This window comes from Streptomyces sp. NBC_00096, assembly GCF_045041305.1.
Lineage (GTDB): Bacteria > Actinomycetota > Actinomycetes > Streptomycetales > Streptomycetaceae > Streptomyces.
On the sequence record NZ_CP108221.1, the window covers coordinates 1808704 to 1826783 of the forward strand.

The 18080-nt window shown below is 73.7% G+C and carries 16 protein-coding genes and 2 riboswitches; of the genes, 12 read left to right on the forward strand and 4 right to left on the reverse strand.

All coding sequences use genetic code 11. The features are described from left to right. Window positions 1-33: 33 nt before the first annotated feature. Entirely contained in the window at window positions 34-744 is a 711-nt protein-coding gene (locus OG904_RS07510) for an enhanced serine sensitivity protein SseB (protein ID WP_405488609.1), read from the reverse strand. 133 nt (window positions 745-877) lie between these two features. After that, a complete protein-coding gene (locus OG904_RS07515; protein WP_405497845.1) occupies window positions 878-1555 on the reverse strand; it encodes an AAA family ATPase in 678 nt (225 codons plus the stop codon). Window positions 1556-1757: 202 nt separating this feature from the next. After that, a riboswitch (glycine riboswitch) is annotated at window positions 1758-1861 on the forward strand. Window positions 1862-2045: 184 nt separating this feature from the next. On the opposite strand from OG904_RS07515, the gene gcvT reads away from it, so the two are divergent. The 7 genes from gcvT to OG904_RS07550 all read left to right on the forward strand — a co-directional run bounded on the left by gcvT (window position 2046) and on the right by OG904_RS07550 (window position 9566). Further along, window positions 2046-3161 (forward strand): glycine cleavage system aminomethyltransferase GcvT, encoded by a 1116-nt coding sequence (gcvT, locus tag OG904_RS07520; RefSeq protein ID WP_405488611.1) that lies wholly within the window; start codon window positions 2046-2048, stop codon window positions 3159-3161. Between the two features lie 81 nt (window positions 3162-3242). Next, on the forward strand, window positions 3243-3626 hold the full coding sequence (gene gcvH, locus OG904_RS07525) for a glycine cleavage system protein GcvH (RefSeq protein WP_405488613.1): 384 nt from the start codon (window positions 3243-3245) through the stop codon (window positions 3624-3626). Between the two features lie 16 nt (window positions 3627-3642). Then, on the forward strand, window positions 3643-4899 hold the full coding sequence (glyA, locus tag OG904_RS07530) for a serine hydroxymethyltransferase (RefSeq protein ID WP_266881241.1): 1257 nt from the start codon (window positions 3643-3645) through the stop codon (window positions 4897-4899). 168 nt (window positions 4900-5067) lie between these two features. Then, window positions 5068-6720: an APC family permease gene (locus OG904_RS07535; protein ID WP_405488616.1), complete on the forward strand. Its 1653-nt coding sequence runs from the start codon at window positions 5068-5070 to the stop codon at window positions 6718-6720. Window positions 6721-6854: 134 nt separating this feature from the next. After that, entirely contained in the window at window positions 6855-8237 is a 1383-nt protein-coding gene (locus tag OG904_RS07540) for an L-serine ammonia-lyase (protein WP_405488618.1), read from the forward strand. Window positions 8238-8509: 272 nt separating this feature from the next. After that, window positions 8510-8917 (forward strand): SsgA family sporulation/cell division regulator, encoded by a 408-nt coding sequence (locus OG904_RS07545; protein ID WP_405488620.1) that lies wholly within the window; start codon window positions 8510-8512, stop codon window positions 8915-8917. Between the two features lie 121 nt (window positions 8918-9038). Beyond that, a complete protein-coding gene (locus OG904_RS07550) occupies window positions 9039-9566 on the forward strand; it encodes a hypothetical protein (RefSeq protein WP_405488622.1) in 528 nt (175 codons plus the stop codon). Window positions 9567-9641: 75 nt separating this feature from the next. Here OG904_RS07550 and OG904_RS07555 read toward each other — a convergent pair whose 3' ends face one another. After that, on the reverse strand, window positions 9642-10835 hold the full coding sequence (locus OG904_RS07555; RefSeq protein WP_405488624.1) for a hypothetical protein: 1194 nt from the start codon (window positions 10833-10835) through the stop codon (window positions 9642-9644). 216 nt (window positions 10836-11051) lie between these two features. Here OG904_RS07555 and OG904_RS07560 point away from each other — a divergent pair, with 216 nt between their 5' ends. Continuing rightward, window positions 11052-14273, forward strand: a complete 3222-nt coding sequence (locus OG904_RS07560) for an AfsR/SARP family transcriptional regulator (RefSeq protein WP_405488626.1) — start codon at window positions 11052-11054, stop codon at window positions 14271-14273. A 10-nt stretch (window positions 14274-14283) separates the two neighbouring features. Here the strand turns inward: OG904_RS07560 and OG904_RS07565 are convergent, their stop codons facing one another. Beyond that, on the reverse strand, window positions 14284-15021 hold the full coding sequence (locus tag OG904_RS07565; RefSeq protein ID WP_405488628.1) for a flavodoxin family protein: 738 nt from the start codon (window positions 15019-15021) through the stop codon (window positions 14284-14286). Window positions 15022-15110: 89 nt separating this feature from the next. Continuing rightward, a riboswitch (cobalamin riboswitch) is annotated at window positions 15111-15307 on the forward strand. A gap of 28 nt (window positions 15308-15335) precedes the next feature. On the opposite strand from OG904_RS07565, the gene OG904_RS07570 reads away from it, so the two are divergent. From OG904_RS07570 to OG904_RS07585, 4 genes are read left to right on the forward strand one after another with little or no spacing between them, the layout of a single operon-like run. Further along, on the forward strand, window positions 15336-16043 hold the full coding sequence (locus OG904_RS07570) for an energy-coupling factor ABC transporter permease (RefSeq protein WP_405488630.1): 708 nt from the start codon (window positions 15336-15338) through the stop codon (window positions 16041-16043). A 5-nt stretch (window positions 16044-16048) separates the two neighbouring features. After that, window positions 16049-16480, forward strand: a complete 432-nt coding sequence (locus OG904_RS07575; protein WP_405497847.1) for an energy-coupling factor ABC transporter substrate-binding protein — start codon at window positions 16049-16051, stop codon at window positions 16478-16480. Between the two features lie 3 nt (window positions 16481-16483). Continuing rightward, entirely contained in the window at window positions 16484-17233 is a 750-nt protein-coding gene (cbiQ, locus tag OG904_RS07580; RefSeq protein WP_405488632.1) for a cobalt ECF transporter T component CbiQ, read from the forward strand. Further along, the gene (locus OG904_RS07585; protein ID WP_405488634.1) at window positions 17230-18075 is read left to right on the forward strand and encodes an ATP-binding cassette domain-containing protein; all 846 of its coding nucleotides are present in this window, start codon (window positions 17230-17232) and stop codon (window positions 18073-18075) included. Before cbiQ ends, OG904_RS07585 begins: the two co-directional genes overlap by 4 nt. Window positions 18076-18080 lie beyond the last annotated feature (5 nt).

Sequence of the window (18080 nt, forward strand, 5' to 3'; positions counted from 1 at the left end):
GTCCACGCGTGTCGGCCACCAGCTTAAGCGTGCCTACGACAGGTAGAAGGGGCGTACGCGCTCACGAATAAAGTCGACGACCGGGTCCTCGGCGGCGTCCAGCAGGATCAACTGCACCGGCCAGGGCGGTGGGACGCGGGTCAGGGCCCGGCCCAGCGCGTCCATCGGGGCATTTCGCATACCGGGCTCCCATCCCACCAGGTGGACACCGACGTACAGCTCCGGCGCCCCCGCCTCGACGCTGGCGAGGCAGCGGTACGCGGCCGCGACCACTCCGGTGGCGCGGAACTCCTCGGCGGCGGCGGTCAGGAAGTCGACCGGGTCCTCCTGCCAGTCGGGCTCGAAGAGCCGGACCCGGCCACCGGTGGCCGGCCCGTCGAGCGGGCCGCGACCGGCCCGGCAGAGCTCCGCGACGGCGGGCGGGGGCAGCGGCACGCCGACGGCCCCTTCGGGGTTGATCGCGATGCCGAGCTGCGGGGGCAGGCCCCGGGCGAACTCCACGGCGGGGGCGACGGCGAAGTCCATACCGGGTCCGGCGCAGCCGCGGAACTGCTCCTCGGAGCTGTACACGGGTACGTACGCGTCTCCGTTGATCTCCATGGTGGGCAGGTCCAGGCTGCCCACCCCGCCGGGCAGCGGGATCCAGACCTGGCTGCGCCCGAGCACCTCGAGGATCCGCCCCCCCGCGCCGGGCTGCCCGAGCGCCGCCCCGAGCACCTGCTCCAGCTCGTTCCCCGGCCACATGTACGCCTCCGCTTGCTCGCTCCTGGTCTCGCCCGAGGTTAACGGGCGTCCCCGACGGCCCCGCCGGGGGCTCGGGTGCCCCCGGCCCCGGCCCCGGCCACGGCCCCCGGCCCGTGGCCCGTGGCCGCCGCCCTCAGTGGAAGCCGATCTCCGTCAGCCGGGACGCCGCCGGGCGGTCCAGCAGGGTCACCGAGGCGCAGCCGGCCGGCGGGCGGCCGGACTCGGCCTCGCGCAGCAGCCGGGCCACCGCGCCCCGGTGCCGGGCGAAGGCGTACGCCGAGACGCCCCGGCCCCGCGCCGCCTGCCCGGCCCGGGCCTCCTCGGGGGTGGTGTCCAGCAGCACCAGGTGCAGTGCGCGGCCGCGCCGCCGGGCGGCCCTGGCGAGCAGGGCCCGTACCCAGCTCTGCGTACCGCAGTCGTGGACGACGGCCGGGGCGCCGGAGCGGAGCACCCGCCACAGTCCCCAGTAGTGCGCGATCCGGACGGCCGGCCGGTACACCGCGTACGGCAGGGCGGCCGGCATGCGGCGCTCCCAGCGCTCGCGCGCGTCCTGGGAGTCGATGCCGCCGCCGTCCGCGGCCCGCCTGATCAGAGTGCTCTTGCCGCCGCCGGGCAGTCCGGACACGACCACGATGTCCCCGTCCGCGAACCGCAGCCACCGCGGGCCGCCGGGTCCGCGCAGGTCCCGTACCACCGGGGCGGGCCGGCGGCCGGAGGCCGCGGCCGCCCCCGCAGCGCCCTGCGCCCGTACGGCTCCGCGCTGCGTCGGCACGCCCGCCACCGCGCCCTCGCCGGTGGCCGTACCCGTAATCGCCAGTACTCCGAATCTCCGCACAGTGATCGCCTCCCCCGCGCCGGGTCACCAGGACCCGGTCCCCCTGAGTGTAAAGAGACGGTAATCCGGGACCTCCGGTTCCGCTCCGGTTCGCTCCGCTTCCGGACCCCCTCCCCCATTCGGCCGCACGCCGTGCAATGATGTGCGCCATCTGGACACCAACTGCATACCGGCCGCTTGAATCCGCGCGGGAGAGTCCCGGCACGCCGCAAGGCGGTGCCCGGGCGCCGAAGGAGCAAGTACCTCCCTTGAATCTCTCAGGCCCCGTACCGCGTGGATGAGGCAGATCTGAAAAGCGAGCCGCGTCACCGCCCGTGAGGGCACCGGCGTCGGCTCCACCCAAGGTGCAAGTCGAAGACCTTCCCCTGGAAGCGGGGAACTCTCGGCGAACCTCTCAGGTTCCGATGACAGATGGGGAGGAACTCCTCCTCGTCATGTCATGCCCTGGGACCCGGGAGCCACACCCATGAGCACTGCCCCCCGCCTGACCGCCCTCGATGCGCTGCACCGTTCCCTCGGTGCGACCATGACCGATTTCGCGGGCTGGGACATGCCCCTGCGGTACGCGAGCGAGCGCGACGAGCACAACGCCGTCCGCACCAAGGCCGGTCTGTTCGACCTCTCCCACATGGGCGAGATCACCCTGACCGGCCCCGAGGCCGTCAAGGTCCTGGACTACGCGCTGGTCGGCAACATCTCCACCGTCGGCGTCGGCCGCGCCCGCTACACGCACATCTGCCAGGAGGACGGCGGGATCCTCGACGACCTGATCGTCTACCGCCTGGGCGAGACCGAGTACATGGTCGTCGCGAACGCCTCCAACGCCCAGGTCGTCCTCGACGCGATCACCGAGCGCGCCGCCGGCTTCGACGCCGAGGTCCGCGACGACCGCGACGCGTACGCGCTGCTCGCGGTGCAGGGTCCGGAGTCCCCCGGCATCCTCGCCTCGCTCACGGACGCCGACCTGGACGGTCTGAAGTACTACGCCGGCCTGCCCGGCACGGTGGCCGGGGTGCCCGCGCTGATCGCGCGTACCGGCTACACCGGCGAGGACGGCTTCGAGCTGTTCGTCGCCCCCGAGCACGCCGTGGAGCTGTGGCAGGCGCTGACCAAGGCGGGCGAGGGCGTCGGCCTGGTCCCGGCCGGTCTGTCCTGCCGCGACACCCTGCGCCTGGAGGCGGGCATGCCGCTGTACGGGCACGAGCTGACCACCTCCCTCACCCCGTTCGACGCGGGGCTGGGCCGGGTCGTGAAGTTCGAGAAGGAGGGTGACTTCGTCGGCCGCGCCGCGCTGGAGGCCGCCGCCGAGCGTTCCGCCGCCAATCCGCCGCGCAAGCTGGTGGGCCTGATCGCCGAGGGCCGCCGCGTCCCGCGCGCGGGCTTCTCCGTGACCTTCGACGGCCAGGTCGTCGGCGAGGTCACCTCGGGCGCCCCGTCCCCGACGCTGGGCAAGCCGATCGCGATGGCCTATGTCGACGCGGCACACGCCGCGCCCGGCACCTCCGGCGTCGGCGTGGACATTCGCGGTACGCATGAGGCGTACGAGGTCGTGGCCCTGCCGTTCTACAAGCGGCAGAAGTAACACTTCCCCTCACCTCGGCACCTGCGCCGCACGCAAGACCACCGTTCACATCCACTCCACCGCATCCAGGAGAATCAGGTCATGAGCAACCCCCAGCAGCTGCGTTTCAGCAAGGAGCACGAGTGGCTGTCGGCCGCCGTGGACGGCGTCGCGACGGTCGGCATCACGGAGTTCGCGGCCAACGCGCTCGGTGACGTCGTCTACGCCCAGCTTCCCGAGGTGGGTGACACCGTGACCGCGGGCGAGACCTGTGGCGAGCTGGAGTCGACCAAGTCGGTCAGCGACCTGTACTCCCCCGTCACCGGCGAGGTCGTCGAGGCCAACCAGGACGTCGTCGACGACCCGTCCCTGGTGAACTCGGCTCCGTTCGAGGGCGGCTGGCTCTTCACGGTGCGCGTCGCGGAGGAGCCGGGCGACCTGCTCTCCGCCGACGAGTACGCCGCGCTCACCCACTCCGACAACTGATCCCCGGGGACTCCTGATGTCCGTACTGAACACTCCCCTCCACGAGCTCGACCCGGACGTCGCCGCCGCCGTCGACGCCGAACTCGTGCGCCAGCAGTCGACCCTGGAAATGATCGCGTCGGAGAACTTCGCTCCGGTCGCCGTCATGGAGGCCCAGGGCTCGGTCCTGACCAACAAGTACGCCGAGGGTTACCCCGGCCGCCGCTACTACGGCGGCTGCGAGCACGTCGACGTCGTCGAGCAGATCGCGATCGACCGCATCAAGGCGCTCTTCGGTGCCGAGGCCGCGAACGTGCAGCCCCACTCGGGTGCGCAGGCCAACGCGGCCGCGATGTTCGCGCTGATCAAGCCGGGCGACACGATCATGGGCCTGAACCTGGCCCACGGCGGTCACCTGACCCACGGCATGAAGATCAACTTCTCCGGCAAGCTCTACAACGTGGTCCCGTACCACGTCGACGAGACCGGCGAGGTCGACATGGCCGAGGTCGAGCGCCTGGCCAAGGAGTCCAAGCCGCAGCTGATCGTCGCCGGCTGGTCCGCCTACCCGCGCCAGCTGGACTTCGCCGCCTTCCGCCGCATCGCGGACGAGGTCGGCGCGTACCTGATGGTCGACATGGCGCACTTCGCCGGCCTGGTCGCCGCGGGTCTGCACCCGAACCCGGTGCCGCACGCCCACGTCGTCACCACCACCACGCACAAGACCCTCGGCGGTCCGCGCGGCGGTGTCATCCTGTCGACGCAGGAGCTGGCCAAGAAGATCAACTCCGCGGTCTTCCCGGGTCAGCAGGGCGGCCCGCTGGAGCACGTGATCGCGGCCAAGGCGGTCTCCTTCCTGGTCGCGGCCTCGCCCGAGTTCAAGGAGCGCCAGGAGCGCACCCTGGAGGGCGCGAAGATCCTCGCCGCCCGTCTGGTCCAGGACGACGTCAAGGCCGTGGGCGTGGACGTCCTCACCGGCGGCACCGACGTGCACCTGGTCCTGGTCGACCTGCGCAACTCCGAGCTGGACGGTCAGCAGGCCGAGGACCGCCTCCACGAGGTCGGCATCACGGTCAACCGCAACGCCATCCCGAACGACCCGCGGCCGCCGATGGTCACCTCGGGTCTGCGGATCGGTACGCCGGCGCTGGCCACCCGCGGTTTCGACGCAGAGGCCTTCACCGAGGTCGCCGAGATCATCGCGCAGGCGCTGAAGCCCGCCTACGACGCGGACGACCTGAAGGCGCGCGTCTCTGCGCTCGCCGCGAAGTTCCCGCTGTACCCGACGCTCTAGGCACCGGCCTGGGGAGGGCCCGGCACTGTTTTGCACAGGGCCGGGCCCTTCTCATGACCAAAGCCCCCGGTGGGTGCGGCCCATTGCCACTGAATAACCCAAAAAACGGCAAATAGGCTCCGAATAAAGGAAGCACCGCACCCCCAGGCAGGACGGACAGCACACCTCATGGACATGAGCGCGGCCAACAGGAAGGGGCTCAGCCTCTTCGCCCTGATCATGATCGGGCTCGGCTCGATCTTCGGCTCCGGGTGGCTCTTCGGCGCGGGCCAGGCGGCCGCGGTCGCCGGGCCGGCGGCCATCGTCGCCTGGGTGATCGGCGCCGTCTTCATCGGCATGATCGCCATGTCGTACGCGGAGGTGGGCGCCGCCTATCCGCTGCCCGGCTCGATGGCCCGCTTCGGCACCATCTCGCACGGGCCGGTGCTGGGCTTCATCACCGGCTGGGCGGTCTGGATCGCCATCGCCGCGCTGATCCCGATCGAGTCCATCGCCGGTACGCAGTACATGTCGTCCTGGAACTTCGGCTGGGCCAAGGGGCTGGTCGAGAACGGCGGCCTGACCACCTCCGGCATGGCGATGGCCCTGTTCCTGACCGTGGCGCTGTGGCTGGCCTGCTACTGGTCGGTGGCGCTGCTCGCCAAGGCGAACAACCTGCTCACCCTGGTCAAGTTCGCCATCCCGGTGCTCGCCGTGATCGCCCTGATCGCCTCCGGCTTCCACACCGGGAACTTCACCGACCACGGCGGCTTCGCCCCCAACGGCTGGTCCGCGGTCATGACCGCCGTCACCACCTCCGGTGTCGTCTTCGCCTTCAACGGCTTCCAGGCCGTCGTCAACCTCGGCGGCGCCGCCAAGAACCCCGGCCGCGCCATCCCGCTGGCCCTGGTCGGCGCGCTCTCCCTCGGCCTGGTCATCTACCTGGCCCTGCAGATCGCCTTCATCGGCGGCGTCCCGCCGGAGAAGCTGGCCGAGGCCGGCGGCTGGAGCGGCATCAACTTCTCCTCGCCGTTCGCCGACCTCGCCAAGATGCTGATGCTGCACTGGGTCGTCACGATGCTCCAGTTCGGCGCCTTCATCTCGCCGTCCGGCGCCAACATCGGCAACGTCGCCTCCGCCTCCTACATGGCGCAGAACCTCGCGGACACCGGCTTCTTCCCGAAGAAGATCCGCGAGGTCCACCCCAAGTACGGCACCGCCCGTCCCGCGATGTGGCTGAACCTCGGCTTCTCGATCCTGCTGCTGGTCACCGTCGGCCACAGCTGGGAGGCCCTGGCCAGCGTGGTCTCCGCCGCGATGGTGGTCTCGTACCTGATCGGCCCGATCGCGGTCGGCGTCTTCCGCCAGACCAAGCCCGGGCTGCCGCGCCCCTTCCGCCTCCCTGCTGCCAAGATCCTCTGCCCGGTCACCTTCGCCTTCGCCGCCTGCGCCCTGTACTGGTCCAAGTGGCCCGACACCGGCAAGGTGGTGCTCCTCACCCTGGTCGCCGCCCCGATCGCGGCCGTCGTGCTCAAGCGCAAGGGCGAGAAGAACCTGGCCGGGCAGTTCGCCCCGGCCTGGTGGATGATCGCCTTCCTGCTGTGGCTGGGCACGCTGTCGGCGCTCGGCAGCAAGGAATTCGGCGGCCACGGCCTCATCCCGGGCGGCGTGGACATCGCCGTCGTGGGCCTCTCGGCCCTGGGCTTCTACTTCTGGGCCGTACGGTCCGGGGTCAAGGCCCACCACGCGGGCCTGCCGGGCCCGGACCCGGTCCTGGACGCCGCCCACGCCGGGGAGGCCGGCACGGCCGGTACACCGGAGCGCGAACTGACCCACGCCTGATCCCCTCCCGCACGATGCGTCCGGCAGCAGAGCTGTTCACCTCACCGCGTTAAGCTCGTCTGCCGGACAAAATCCGCAGATCCACCCCTCCTGCCCCGCTTTCCACCCACGAGCAGACATAGGAGTCCGCAACCGTGGCCATCTCCGTCTTCGATCTCTTCTCGATCGGCATCGGTCCCTCTTCCTCCCACACCGTCGGACCGATGCGCGCCGCGCGCATGTTCGTGACCCGGCTCAAGAAGGACGGCGTCCTCGCCCAGACCGCCTCGGTGCGTGCCGAGCTCTTCGGCTCGCTGGGCGCGACCGGACACGGTCACGGCACCCCCAAGGCGGTGCTGCTGGGCCTGGAGGGCCACTCCCCCCGCACCGTGGACGTGGAGAACGCCGACGCCGAGGTCGAGCGCATCCGCAAGAGCGGCCGCCTGCGCCTGCTCGGCGCGGAGATAGGCGATGGCCACGAGATCCCCTTCGACGAGCCGAACCAGCTGATCCTGCACCGCCGGCGCTCGCTCCCGTACCACGCGAACGGCATGACGCTCTTCGCGTACGACGAGGCGGGCACCCCGCTGCTGGAGAAGACGTACTACTCGGTCGGCGGCGGGTTCGTCGTGGACGAGGACGCGGTCGGCGAGGACCGGATCAAGCTCGACGACACCCCGCTGAAGTACCCCTTCCGCAGCGGCGACGAAATGCTCCGCCTCGCGAACGAGACCGGCCTGTCGATCTCCTCGATGATGCTGGAGAACGAGAAGGCCTGGCGCACCGAGGACGAGATCCGCGAGGGCCTGCTGGAGATCTGGCGGGTCATGCAGGCCTGCGTCTCGCGCGGCATGTCCCGCGAGGGCATCCTCCCGGGCGGCCTGCGGGTCAAGCGCCGGGCCGCCTCCACGGCGCGCCAGCTGCGCACCGAGGGCGACCCGATGATGCACCGCAGCGAGTGGGCGACGATCTACGCGATGGCCGTCAACGAGGAGAACGCGGCCGGCGGCCGCGTCGTGACCGCCCCGACGAACGGCGCGGCGGGCGTCCTGCCGGCGGTCCTGCACTACTACATGAACTTCGTGCCGGGCGCCGACGAGGACGGCGTGGTCCGCTTCCTGCTGGCCGCGGGCGCGATCGGCATGCTCTTCAAGGAGAACGCCTCGATCTCCGGCGCCGAGGTCGGCTGCCAGGGCGAGGTCGGCTCGGCCTGCTCGATGGCGGCCGGCGCGCTGGCCGAGGTCCTGGGCGGCACCCCGGAGCAGGTCGAGAACGCGGCCGAGATCGGCATGGAGCACAACCTCGGCCTGACCTGCGACCCGGTCGGCGGGCTCGTCCAGATCCCCTGCATCGAGCGCAACGGCATGGCGGCGGTCAAGGCCGTCACCGCGGCCAAGATGGCGATGCGCGGCGACGGCAGCCACAAGGTCTCCCTCGACAAGGTCATCAAGACCATGAAGGAGACCGGCGCCGACATGAAGGTCAAGTACAAGGAGACCGCCCGCGGCGGCCTCGCGGTCAACGTCATCGAGTGCTGACGCCTTCCGGCTGATCGCATGCGGGCCCCGGCGCTTGGCGCCGGGGCCCGCGTCGTTCCCCGCCCCGGGCAAGTGGGTGGACGGGTGGGGACACGACGTCGCGTCCACACCCCCGGAGGGCGGGCTCGGCCGCGTTGCGCGAAAACGGGTCGAGCGGCCCCGCCGGATGGGACCTTTGGCCGCCGGAAGCGTGCCGGGGGTGGGCTAGCTTGCCCGAGTGGGCGTGCCACGCGTCCACCGACGAGGCCCCACCCCGAGAGAGAGGCCCCCGCATGACCGGCACCGAGCACCGCGTCCTCCCGCTGCGACTGGAGGCCGCACCGGCCCCCATCCCGGTACGCGGCGTCTTCGTGTACCGCACCGCACGGCCCTACGAGATCTCCCTCGACTTCGAGGGGGCCGGCATGCACCTGGCGCACTGGGTGTTCTCGCGGGAGCTGCTGCTCGACGGCCAGGTCTGCGCCACCGGTGAGGGCGACATACAGGTGTGGCCGCGCTGGAAGGGCACCGAGCCGCGGGTCTTCCTGGCCTTCAGCAACGGCGAGCAGTCCTGCGTGGTGTCCGCCCGTGCCAAGGACGTACGGGAGCTGTGCCGGCGGCTGACCGAAATGGTGCCGCGGGGCCAGGAGCAGCGGCACTACGACCTCGACGCCGAGCTCAGCGCGCTGCTGCCGGGCTGAGTCCGGAGCGACTCGCCCGGTGGGCTGCGTCCGCGGGCCGAATCCGGTGCAACCACGGACGTACCGGGAGCGTCTTCAGCGGTGACACCGGTCCCCGTCTCTCGAGAATCGAGGGGACGCCATGAACCGTCCACGCCGCCGGCAGGCCACCGCACTGGGGGCGGGCGCGCTGCTCGCCGCCACCCTCGCCTTCGCCGCACCGGCATCCGCCGCCACCGCCTCCGCATCCGCGCCGACCGCCTCCGCCTCCGCAACCCCGCTCGTCGTCAACGCCCGCTGGGGCGGGCACTGCACGTACGACCGCGTGGTCGTCGACCTGCAGGGATACGTCCCCGCCGTCACCGTCACCCCCGTCGCGCACCTGGTCTACGACGGGTCCGGCAAGCCGGTCCCGCTGGCCGGCCGGTACTTCCTGGAGATCCGCCTGCACCCGGCGGCCGGACACGACGAGGCGGGCCACAACGTCTACCTCGGTCCCAAGCTCCTCAGGACCTACCTGCCCAAGCTGAAGGGCATCGCCCTGACCGGCGACTACGAGGGGTACGTGACCTTCGGCGCCGCCTTCGACACCCAGCCCGCCTACACCTCGTCCACGCTGCACTCCCCGGAGCGCTTCGTGCTGGACATCGCGCACCCGAACGTGTGCTGAGCACGGGGGCGGGGCCCGGCGTCGCACGCGCCGGGCCCCGCCCCCGCCCCCTCCTGCGGGCCCCAGGTCGCCGCACTAGGCCGGGCGGATCCGCATCTGGCCGGGGTCCCCGTTGCCGAACCAGTCCTGCGTGCACTCGTACCGGCCGGCCGCGGCGGCGCTCACCAGGCCCAGGCAGGCGCCCATCGCCCGCTGGCCGTAGGCGTTGGGGTGCATGGACTCCTCCAGCGTGCCCTGGGTGTTCGTGTAGTCCAGGAACCGGAACCACTCGTGCTCACGCGGGTCCGGCCCGCCCGGGCCCACCTGCTCCGTGCCGAGCGCGCACACCTCGTGCCCGGCCAGCGCGTCCTTCAGGTCCATGAAGTCGGTGCCCTTGCCGACGGCCACCGATTTGACCATGGCGCCGATCTGCGGGACCAGCGTGTACGCCGCCCAGTCCGCGTCGCGGTCGTTGAAGGGGCAGCCGTCCTTGAACATCCGGTCCGAGTCGTTCTGCGAGAGCCGGAAGGACTCCCCGCCCGTGATCGGTGACGGGTAGGACTGGAGCACGAGCCGGTAGTCGCCGTCCGCGTACCCGGCGGTCCGCATGGTGGCGCGGATGTCGTCGACGACCGCCGCCACCTTGGCCTTCACCCCGGGCAGCTTCTGCTCCACCACCGGCGCCTGCTTCTTCCAGCACAGCCGCCTGAAGTACCAGTCGTACGCGCAGTCGCCGATGATCTGGCCGAAGCCGAGGTCGTTCCCGCCGATCGAGAGCGCGATGACCTTGACCCGCTTCGTCCTGGCGAGCGCCGCCAGCTGGTCGGTCTGCGGGGCCTCGCCGTTGTAGGGCTGCCCGCCCTTCGCGGCGCTGAGCACGTTGACGGTCTCGGCTCCGGAGCAGGCGAGGTTGATCCGCTGGTCGATGCCGGGCAGCGGGGCGCCCGTGATCTCCGAGACGTCGGAGCGGTGGCAGCCGCCGACCGCGCCGGTGGCCCCGTAGACCTTGGCGGGGTCGTACTTCGAACCGCCGGTCCAGGCCCGGTCGGTGCCGTTGCGGCCGGCGTCGTAGCGGTCCGTGTTGCCGAGCCAGCGGCCGGCCTCGCCGGAGATGAAGCTGTCGCCCATCGCCACGGCGACCGCCGGGCCGGCGGGCGGGGACGCGGCGGAGCCCGTGACCCGTGCGGGGGCCTGGGCCGGGGCCTGGGCCGTGGCCTGGGGAACGGTGAGACCGGCCAGGCCGAGCACGGCGGCGGTCAGCAGCGCGGCGGTGCGCGTGCGGGAACGCATCGGGCATGTCCTCTCGGAGCGGTGGGCGGGGGCGGGAGCGCCGGAGCGCCGGAGCGCCGGGGCGCGGAGACGTGGGGGCTGCGCCCCGGCGCTCCCCGGCCGGAGCGGAATGTGTGGCACCCCTGCTCCGGCCGGGTGGGCAGACGCTACGATCTCGGCCCACCGGCCGCCCATCCGTCGGCCATCCGTCCTGGACGCGGTGTCAGGGAGTGCGCGATGCCCCTCGTCTTCTCACTGCTCGGTCCCGTCGCCATCACCCTGGACGGCGGCCGGCCCCTGCCCGGCGGACCGCGCGGCCGGCGGGTGCTGGCGGCACTGGCGCTGGAGGCGGGGCGGGTGGTCCCGGCCGCCGGGCTGGCGGCGGCGGTGTGGGGCGACCCGCCGGCGACGTGGCACGAGCAACTGCAGAACGTGGCGGGGGTGTTGCGGCGTGCGGGGGTGCCGGTGGCGCGCACGGAGGCGGGATTCACCCTGTCCGTGGACCCGGTGGACCCGATGGACCCTGCGGACCCGGCGGGCGCGGTAGGCACGGCGGGTGCGGTAGGCACGGCGGGTGCGGTAGGCACGGCGGGTGCGGTAGGCACGGCGGGTGCGGTAGGCACGGCGGGTGCGGCGGATCCCGCCGTCGCGGCGGAGCTGGACGTACGGGACTTCGCGCTCCTGCGCCGCGCCGCCGAGGCCCGCCCGGACCCGGGCGAGGTCCGCCGACTCCTGCACCGGGCACTGGAGTTGTGGCGGGGTCCGGTGGCCCTGGCGGGACTTCGCGGGCGGGTCTTCGAAGCCGCGTCGGCCCGGCTGGCCGAGGACCGGCTCGACTGCGTGGAGCGGGCGCTGACCGCGGACCTCGCGCTCGGCCGGCACGCCCTGGTCTGCGCGGAGCTGGCCGGCCTGTCCGCCGAACACCCCTTGCGGGAACGGCTGGTGGAGCTCCACATGCTGGCCCTGCACCGCTCGGGGCGGCGCGGCGAAGCCCTGGCGGCGTACACCGCGGCCCGGCGCCGGCTGGCGGAGCAGGCGGGCCTGGACCCGGGGGCGGACCTCACCGCCCTGCAGGCGGCGATCCTCATCGACGCCCCCGCCCTGCGCCTCCCGGACCCGGCCGACCGGACCCCGCCCGCGCACGGCGCCCCCGCCGGGCCGGACCCGGCCTCGATCGGGCGGCCCGCGCAGCGGCGGCCCCGGCCGGCACGGGGACGAGCCCACCACACGGAGCCAGGGGCGAACCGGAACCGGCCCCGGACGGACGCACCGGACCCGGTGCGGGCCGGAGCCGCCGGGGCCCGGCGGGCCCGGCCCGGGACGGGCACGCCGGGCCCGGGCCGGGCCGAGCGGGACGGGGGCGGGTGGGGGCCGCCCGCGCAGTTGCCCATCGGGCCCGGGGGGTTCGCCGGGCGGGAGGGGGAGGTGGAGGTGTTGCGGCGCGGGCTGGTTGGGGGCGGCGGGGTCTGTCTGGTCACCGGGGCTCCCGGGATCGGGAAGACCGCGCTCGCGCTGCGGGTGGCGCACGGGCTGCGCGGGGAGTTCCCCGACGGGCAGCTCCACGTGGACCTGCGCGGCGCCGATCCGGCCGGCGCGGCGGATCCGGCCGAGGTGCTGGCCGGGTTCCTGCGCGCCCTCGGCGTGGACGGTCCGGCGGTGCCCGCGGATCCGCAGGAGCGCGCGGCCCTGTACCGGAGCCTGCTGGCGGACCGGCGGGTGCTGGTGGTGCTCGACAACGCGGCGGGAGCCGGGCAGGTGCGGCCCCTGCTGCCGGGGACGGGCGGTCCGGGCGTGCTGGTCACCAGCCGGTACCGGCTCGGCGGGCTGGAGCGGAGGGTCGCCCTCTCGCTCCCCCTCCTCGACGAGCCGGCCGCCCTCGCCCTCCTCTCACTGGCCGCCGGCCCCGAACGGATCGCCGCCGAGGCGGAGGCGGCCCGTGAGCTGGTCCGGCTGTGCGGGCGGCTGCCGCTCGCGCTGCGCGTGGTCGGCGCCGAGCTGGCCGCGCTCCCGCACCGGGGGCCGGCCCACCTGGTGGCGCGGCTGGAGGACGAGCGGGCCCGGCTGGACGTGCTCGACGGGGTGCGGGCCGGGCTGCGGCTCAGCTACCGCGCACTGCCCCCCGACGCGCGGGCGCTCCTGCGCGGACTCGCGCTGCTCGACGCCCCCGACTGCGCGGCCTGGACGGCGGCGGCGGTCCTGGACCGGCCCCTGCCCGCTGCGGAGGAGGCGCTCGACGCCCTGACGGCGGCCCACCTGCTGGAGGTGTCCGGCCCGGACGGCACCGGCCGGCCGCGCTACCGCATGCACGACCTGGTCCGCGCCTTCGGCCGGGAGCTGGCCCGGCAGGACGGAGCGGTGGTGCGCCGGGTGCTCGCCTGCTGGGTGGCGCTCGTACGGGAGGGCCGGCGCGCCCACCAGGGCCTGGACTACCCCGGGCTGGGCGGCCGCACGGCCGCCCGGGTCCCCGACCCGGCGGTCCTCGCCGGGCCGCGCGCCGATCCGGTGCGCTGGCTCGGCGCGGAACGGGACGCGCTGGTCGCCACCGTGCGGCAGGCCGCGCGGGTGGACCCGTACGCCTGCTGGGAGCTCGCGGCGGGCGGCGAGTACCTCTTCGACCTGCGCAGCGACCTGGCCGGCTGGCAGGCCGTCCAGGAGGCGGGGCTCGGGGCGGCCCGCGCGGTGGGCGACCGCACGGGCGAGGCGGTGCTGCTGGTCGGGCTGGGCAGGCTGCGGACCTGCCGCGAGGAGTGGGGTCCGGCCCGGGCGATGCTGAGCGCGGGCGAGGCGTTGTTCGAGGAGCTGGGGGACGCGCACGGGGCGGCGTACGCGGGCTGGCTGCTCTCCTACCTCGCCCGGATCCAGGGCCGGCTCGACGAGGCGGCCCGGCGCTGCCGGCGCATCGCGCCCGTCTTCGAGGCGGCCGGGGACCGCTACGGCCAGGCGCACGCCCTGCGCGGGACCGGTCAGGTGCTGCTCGCGCGCGGCGAGCCGGAACGCGCCCTGGAGGTGCTGCGCGAGGCCCTGGCCGTGGCGGTGCTGGGCGGCGCGGCCTGGCCCCGGATGTGCGTGCTGCGCTGGGTCGCCGACGCGCAACGGCTGCTGGGCCGGCTGGACGAGGCGGAGGCCGGCTTCGGGGAGGTGCTGGCCTTCACCCTGGGTTCCGGCGATCTGGCCGGGCAGAGCGCGGCCCGGATCGGGCTGGGCAGGATCGCCCAGGACCGCGGGGACACGGCGGGGGCCCTGCGCCACCTGCGGGAGGCCGACGCGCTGGGCCGCCGGTCGGGGCAGAGCCTGGTGCGGGCGTTGGCGGCGCCCCCGCTGGCCCGTGCGCTGCTGGCCTCGGGGGACGCGCCGGCGGCCCGGGCGGTGCTGGAGGAGACCCTGTCGAGCTGCCGCAGGATGAACGCGCGGCCACTGCTGGCGCAGCTGGAGTCGGCGCTGGCCGACGTACCGGGGTAGGGGGCGTCCCCTACCGGTGCTCGGGGTTCGGGAAGTCGAAGCGGCAGCCCGCGTCCCACAGGGAGCGCTGGTTGCCGTGCGCGGGCATCCCGCCGTTGCGCTTGAGCAGCGCGGCGAGGTGCATGAGGTTCCAGCTCATGAAGGCCGTGTTCCGGTTGGTGAAGTCGTTCTCGGGGCCGCCGGATCCGGGGTCCATGTACGAGGGTCCCGGCCCGGCCTCGCCGATCCAGCCGGCGTCGGCCTGCGGCGGGATCGCGTAGCCGAGGTGCTGGAGGCTGTAGAGGACGTTCATCGCGCAGTGCTTGACGCCGTCCTCGTTGCCGGTGATCAGGGCCCCGCCCGCGCGCCCGTAGTAGGCGTACTGGCCCTGCTCGTTCAGGATCGAGGAGCAGGCGTAGAGCCGCTCGATGACCTGCTTCATCACCGAGCTGTTGTCCCCGAGCCAGATCGGGCCGCAGAGCACGAGGATGTCGGCGTCCATGATCTGGCTGTAGAGGACCGGCCACTGGTCGCTCTCCCAGCCGTGGTCGGTCATATCGGGCCAGACACCGGTCGCGATGTCGTGGTCGACGGCCCGGATGAGCGAGGTCCGCACCCCCGCGGCCTCCATCACCGTACGGCTCCTGCCGATCAGGCCCTCGGTGTTGCTGGGCTCGGGTGATCGCTTGAGCGTGCAGTTGACGTAGACGGCGGTCAGGTCGGAGTAGTCGAACGGGTTCGCGGTATCGGTATCGGTGTCGGCAGCCACGCCACCAGCCTCGGCGCCGCCGGGCTCGGCCGCCACCGGGCCGCACCCGTCCGGGCCCGGGGCGGGTTGGTACCGGTCCGTGCGGCCGACTAGGGTCAGCGGGCCTTGGTGTTCGGGAAACCGGTGGGAAACCGGTGCGGCCCTCGCCACTGTGATCGGGAAGTCCGGCTCCACTCCTGCGGGAAGGCCACTGGGCTGCGCGGGGGTTTCCGTGCTGCCCGGGAAGGCGGGGCCGGGACGGCAGCACCCGTGAGCCAGGAGACCGGCCGGGGCGCGTTGTCCATCCACGAGGTGCTGGAGAGGTCTCCCCACTCATGCATATAGCCGAGGGGTTCCTGCCCCCTTTGCACGCGGCCGCCTGGGGCGCCGCGTCCGCTCCCTTCGTCGTCCACGGCGTCCGCTCGCTCACCCGCGAGGTGAAGGCCAACCCGGAGAGCACCCTGCTGCTGGGTGCGTCCGGCGCGTTCACCTTCGTCCTTTCCGCGCTGAAGATCCCGTCGGTGACGGGCAGTTGCTCGCACCCCACCGGCACCGGGCTCGGGGCGATCCTGTTCCGGCCGCCGGTCATGGCGGTGCTCGGCACGATCACCCTGCTCTTCCAGGCCCTGCTGCTGGCCCACGGCGGGCTCACCACCCTCGGCGCCAACGTCTTCTCGATGGCGATCGCCGGCCCCTGGGCCGGTTACGCCGTCTACCGGCTGCTGCGCCGGTTCGACCTCCCGCTGATGGTGACCGTCTTCTTCGGCGCCTTCTTCGCGGACCTGGTCACCTACTGCGTCACCAGCGTGCAGCTCGCGCTGGCCTTCCCGGACCCGGCCACCGGGTTCCCGGGCGCGCTCGCGAAGTTCGGGGCGATCTTCGCGGTCACGCAGATCCCGCTGGCCGTGAGCGAGGGCCTGCTGACCGTGCTGGTGATGCGGCTGCTGATGCAGGCCAGCAAGTCGGACCTGGTCCGGCTCGGGGTCGCGAAGCTGACGCCCGCCCGCCCCGGGGAGACCGAAGCGGAGGTGGCGGCCCGATGAGCGGGATGTCCCGGAACACGAAGATCAACGGCCTGCTGCTGCTCCTGGTGGCGGCGCTGGCTGTCCTCCCGATCGCGCTGGGGATGGGCGAGGGCAAGGAGGAGCCCTTCGCGGGCGCCGACGCGCAGGCGGAGTCGGCGATCACGGAGCTCAAGCCGGACTACGAGCCGTGGTTCTCGCCGCTGTACGAACCCCCCTCCGGGGAGGTGGAGTCCGCACTGTTCGCGTTGCAGGCCGCCCTCGGCGCGGGTGTGCTCGCCTACTACTTCGGCGTCCGCAAGGGCCGCCGCCAGGGCGCAGCCGCCGCGGCCGCGGCCGCAGCCGCTCCGTCCGCCTTCCCCGCCGCGGCCGCCGCCCCCGCCACCTCCGCCGCCTCCGCCGCGGCCCCCTCCCCTGCCGCCGCGGAGCCCTCCGCCCCGGCGCGCGCGGAGTCGTAGGCGGTGCTGCCGATCGACGTGGCGGCGCACTCCAGCCGCTGGCGCGGCCGTCACCCGCTGGAGAAGGCCCTGCTGGGTATCGGGCTGACGGTCACCGCCGTCTGCCTGCCGCCCTGGCCGGGCGGGCCGCTCGTGGCCGCCGCCACCCTCACCGTGCTGCTGGGCCCGGCGGGGGTCGCCGGGCGGCAGCTGTGGCGGGCCTTCCGGCTCCCGCTCGGCTTCTGCTTCACGGGGGCGCTGCCGCTGCTGTTCGCGGTCGGCGGCCCGGCGGGTCCGCTCGCCCTGGCCCCCGACGGCCCGCGGCACGCCGCCGAACTGCTCCTGCGGACCTCGGCGGCCTCGCTGGGGCTGCTGCTGTTCGCTTTCACCACCCCGGTCTCCGACGTGCTGCCCCGGCTGGTCCGGGCCGGGGTGCCGGCCCCGGTGGTGGACGTGGCCCTGGTCATGTACCGGATCGGCTTCCTGCTCCTCGACTCCACGGCCCAGGTCCGCCGGGCCCAGGCGGCCCGCCTGGGGCACACCGGGCGGGCGGCGGTGTGGCGGTCCCTGGCCGGGCTCGCCGCGACCTCCTTCGTACGGGCCTTCGACCGCGCGGCCAGGCTCCAGGCGGGGCTGGCCGGGCGCGGCTACGACGGCGCGCTGCGGGTGCTCGTACCGGAGGCGGCGCTGTCGTGGCGGTTCCTCGCGGCCTCGGCGGCCCTGCTGGCGGCCCTGATCACCCTGACCCTCACCCTGAAGGGGCTCTACCTGTGAACCCGTTGGCGACCCCCTTGGTGACCCCTCTGGTGGAACTGGCCGGGGCGGGCTACGCCTACGAGGACGGCCCGGCGGTCCTTTCCGGCGTCGACTTCGCCATCGCGCCGGGCCGGGCGCTGGCCCTGCTGGGCCGCAACGGCAGCGGCAAGACCACGCTGATGCGGCTGCTGAGCGGTGGCCTGCGGCCCGGCTCGGGCGCGCTGCGGCTCGATGGCACGGAGGTCTCGTACGGCCGGGCCGGGCTGACCCGGCTGCGCACCTCCGTGCAGCTGGTGGTGCAGGATCCCGACGACCAGCTGTTCGCGGCCTCCGTCGAACAGGACGTGTCCTTCGGCCCGATGAACCTGGGGCTGCCCACGATGGAGGTCCGCTCCCGGGTGGACTCGGCGCTGGCCGCCCTGGACATCACCGCGCTCCGGGACCGCCCCACCCACCTCCTGTCCTACGGCCAGCGCAAGCGCGCGGCGATCGCGGGGGCGGTGGCGATGGCGCCGCGCGTGCTGATCCTGGACGAGCCGACGGCCGGGCTCGACCCGGACGGCCAGGAGCGGCTGCTGGCCGTCCTCGCCGGGCTCCGGGCCTCCGGCACGACGGTGGTGATGGCCACGCACGACGTGGACCTGGCGGTCCGCTGGGCCGACGACGCGGCGGTCCTGACCCCGTCGGGCATCCGCTTCGGCGCGGCCGGCGCCCTCCTCTCGGACCCGGACCTGCTCGCCTCGGCGGGCCTGCGCGCGGCCTGGTCCCCGGCGGTCACGGCCCTGCTGCGCGCGCACGGCCTGCTGGCGCCGGACGCTCCCGGGCCCCGGAGTCCGGAGGCGCTGGCCGCCTGGCGGTAGGCAGG

Bases quoted from the DNA above. Each gene is read 5' to 3' on its own strand.
- OG904_RS07510 (WP_405488609.1), bottom strand. From the start codon at position 744: ATGTGGCCGGGGAACGAGCTGGAGCAGGTGCTCGGGGCGGCGCTCGGG.
- OG904_RS07570 (WP_405488630.1), top strand. From the start codon at position 15,336: ATGCATATAGCCGAGGGGTTCCTGCCCCCTTTGCACGCGGCCGCCTGG.
- OG904_RS07560 (WP_405488626.1), top strand. From the start codon at position 11,052: ATGCCCCTCGTCTTCTCACTGCTCGGTCCCGTCGCCATCACCCTGGAC.
- OG904_RS07575 (WP_405497847.1), top strand. From the start codon at position 16,049: ATGTCCCGGAACACGAAGATCAACGGCCTGCTGCTGCTCCTGGTGGCG.
- OG904_RS07545 (WP_405488620.1), top strand. From the start codon at position 8,510: ATGACCGGCACCGAGCACCGCGTCCTCCCGCTGCGACTGGAGGCCGCA.
- gcvH (WP_405488613.1), top strand. From the start codon at position 3,243: ATGAGCAACCCCCAGCAGCTGCGTTTCAGCAAGGAGCACGAGTGGCTG.
- glyA (WP_266881241.1), top strand. From the start codon at position 3,643: ATGTCCGTACTGAACACTCCCCTCCACGAGCTCGACCCGGACGTCGCC.
- gcvT (WP_405488611.1), top strand. From the start codon at position 2,046: ATGAGCACTGCCCCCCGCCTGACCGCCCTCGATGCGCTGCACCGTTCC.
- OG904_RS07555 (WP_405488624.1), bottom strand. From the start codon at position 10,835: ATGCGTTCCCGCACGCGCACCGCCGCGCTGCTGACCGCCGCCGTGCTC.
- OG904_RS07535 (WP_405488616.1), top strand. From the start codon at position 5,068: ATGGACATGAGCGCGGCCAACAGGAAGGGGCTCAGCCTCTTCGCCCTG.
- OG904_RS07550 (WP_405488622.1), top strand. From the start codon at position 9,039: ATGAACCGTCCACGCCGCCGGCAGGCCACCGCACTGGGGGCGGGCGCG.